Annotated in this window: 1 protein-coding gene and 2 pseudogenes; all 3 read right to left on the reverse strand. The window is 70.9% G+C overall.

The features are described 5' to 3' along the window. A partial coding sequence (locus tag ACGF12_RS38275) for a type I polyketide synthase (protein WP_393041184.1) occupies nucleotides 1-1673 on the reverse strand: 1673 nt, incomplete at its 3' end. A gap of 248 nt (nucleotides 1674-1921) precedes the next feature. After that, nucleotides 1922-2455, reverse strand: a pseudogene (locus ACGF12_RS38280) (beta-ketoacyl reductase); the annotation flags it as partial. A gap of 45 nt (nucleotides 2456-2500) precedes the next feature. Then, a pseudogene (locus tag ACGF12_RS38285) lies at nucleotides 2501-2547 on the reverse strand (hypothetical protein); the annotation flags it as partial.

Below are 2547 nucleotides of genomic sequence, written 5' to 3' on the forward strand. Positions count from 1 at the left end.
CCGGTGGTGACACCGACGGCCTCCCGGCCCTCGGCCAGGGCGCGCAGCCCGTCCAGGAACCCGTCCCGGTCGGAGGCGACCACACCGGCCCGGTGTTCGAACACCGAACGCGTCGTGGCCAGCGAGAACGCCACGTCCACCGGACGGAGTTCCGCGTCCGCCTCGACGTGCTCCAGCAGCCGCTGGGCCTGGGCCCGGACGGCTTCCGAGGTCCGGCCCGAGAGGAGCCAGGGGAGGACGGTCGGGGCGGAGCTGTCGGAGGCGGTCGGTGCGGCGGTGTCTCGTGCGGGGGCCTGTTCGAGGATGACGTGGGCGTTGGTGCCACTGACACCGAACGCGGACACCGCGGCGCGGCGCGGCTCGCCGGTCTCCGGCCAGGCGGTCGCCTCGGTCAGCAGCTCGACGGCGCCCGCCGACCAGTCCACCTCGGGCGTCGGCTCGTCGACGTGCAGGGTCTTGGGCAGCACGCCGTGCTGGAGCGCCATGACCATCTTCATGACACCGGCGACGCCGGCGGCGGCCTGGGTGTGGCCGATGTTGGACTTGACGGAGCCGAGCTGCAGCGGGCGGCCGTCGGGGCGGTCCTGGCCGTAGGTGGCGATGAGCGCCTGGGCCTCGATGGGGTCACCCAGGCGGGTACCGGTGCCATGAGCCTCGACGGCATCGACCTGGCCGGCCGTCAGGCGGGCGTTGGCGAGGGCCTGGCGGATGACGCGCTGCTGGGACGGACCGTTGGGGGCGGTGAGGCCGTTGCTGGCGCCGTCTTGGTTGACCGCGCTGCCCCGCAGGACCGCGAGGACGGGGTGGCCGTTGCGCTCGGCGTCGGAGAGCCGCTCGACGAGCAGCATGCCGACGCCCTCGCCCCAGCCCGTGCCGTCCGCGGCGGCCGCGAACGGCTTGCAGCGGCCGTTCGGCGCCAGGCCGCGCTGGCGGCTGAAATCCACGAAGGCGGCCGGGGTGGACATGACGGTGACGCCGCCGACGAGGGCGAGGTCGCACTCGCCGTTGCGCAGGGCCTGAGCGGCCATGTGCAGGGCCACCAGCGACGCCGAGCACGCGGTGTCCACCGTCACCGCCGGGCCCTCCAGCCCGAGGACGTAAGAGATGCGGCCGGAGACGACGCTGGCCGCGTTGCCGGTCCCGAGATAGCCCTCGAGACCTTCCGGAGTCTCCGTCAGCAGCCGGAGGTAGTCCTGGCCGTTGGTGCCCACGAAGACACCGGTTCGGCTGCCGCGGAGGGTCGCCGGGTCGATGCCGGCCCGCTCCAGGGTCTCCCAGGAGGTCTCCAGCAGCAGGCGCTGCTGCGGGTCCATCGCCAGCGCCTCACGCGGGGAGATCTCGAAGAAGCCGGGGTCGAACCGGTCCGCCCCGTCGAGGAAGCCGCCCTGATCGGTGTACGTCTTGCCGGGCAGGCCGGGCTCGGGGTCGTAGAGGTCGGTGAGATCCCATCCGCGATCGACAGGGAACCCCGCAATGGCGTCCCCGCCATCGGCGAGGAGGTTCCACAATTCCTCAGGTGAGCCAATGCCTCCCGGGAAGCGGCAACCCATTCCGGTGATCGCGATGGGTTCCCGCGATGCCGCCGTGAGCTGCCGGTTCTGCTGCCGCAGTTTTTCGTTTTCCTTCAGAGACGCACGCAGCGCTTCGAGAAACTTCTCGGGAGGCGTTTCCATTTGCAGGCTCCAGAAATCGTGCGTCGTCAGGAATCGGTGCTGTCGAACGCCATGCGGAGCAACTCCTCGGCGTCCATGGTGTCAATCGACTGCGACTTGTCCTCGGCGGGCTCCGTGGAATTCTCCTCGACGCGGAGACCGGCCATCCGGAGCAATACGTCCAGAAGTCCGGCGTCGCGGAGTTGCGCGAGAGGAATGGTGGCCAGGGCCGCACGGACTTCGGCGTCCTGGTCCGATTCCGAGCCTGGGCTGTTTCCGAGGAGTTCGGTGTGGAGGTGGTCGGCGAGGGTGGTGGGGGTGGGGTAGTCGAAGACGAGGGTGGCGGCGAGGTTGAGGCTGGTGGCGGTGTTGAGGCGGTTGCGGAGTTCGACGGCGGTGAGGGAGTCGAAGCCGAGTTCCTTGAACGCGCGGTCGGGGTCGATGGTGTTGGTGCTGGGGTGCCCGAGAACGAGGGCGACCTGCTCGCGGACGAGGGTGATGAGGGCCTGGTGGCGTTCGGTGGCGGGCAGGCGGGTGAGCTGGTCGCGGAGGGTGCTGGTGCTGCTCTGGGTGGTGGTGGTTTCGAGGGCAGCACGGGCGGCCGGGATGTGGTCGAGCAGGCGGGTGGGGCGTGCGGAGGTGAAGGCGGGGGCGAAGCGGTGCCAGTCGATGTCGCCGATGGTGATGGTGGGCTGGGCGCTGTCGAGGGCGTGCTGGAGTGCGGTGATGGCCATGGCGGGTGTCATGGGGGGCATGCCGCCGCGGTGGAGGCGCTGGTCGTTGGCGCCGGCGTCGATGAGCATGCCGGATTCGGCCCAGGGGCCCCAGGCGATGGAGGTGGCGGGGAGGCCGTCGGTGTGGCGTTGGTGGGCGAGGGCGTCGAGGTAGGCGTTTG

Source organism: Kitasatospora sp. NPDC048296 (genome assembly GCF_043201815.1).
GTDB lineage: Bacteria > Actinomycetota > Actinomycetes > Streptomycetales > Streptomycetaceae > Kitasatospora.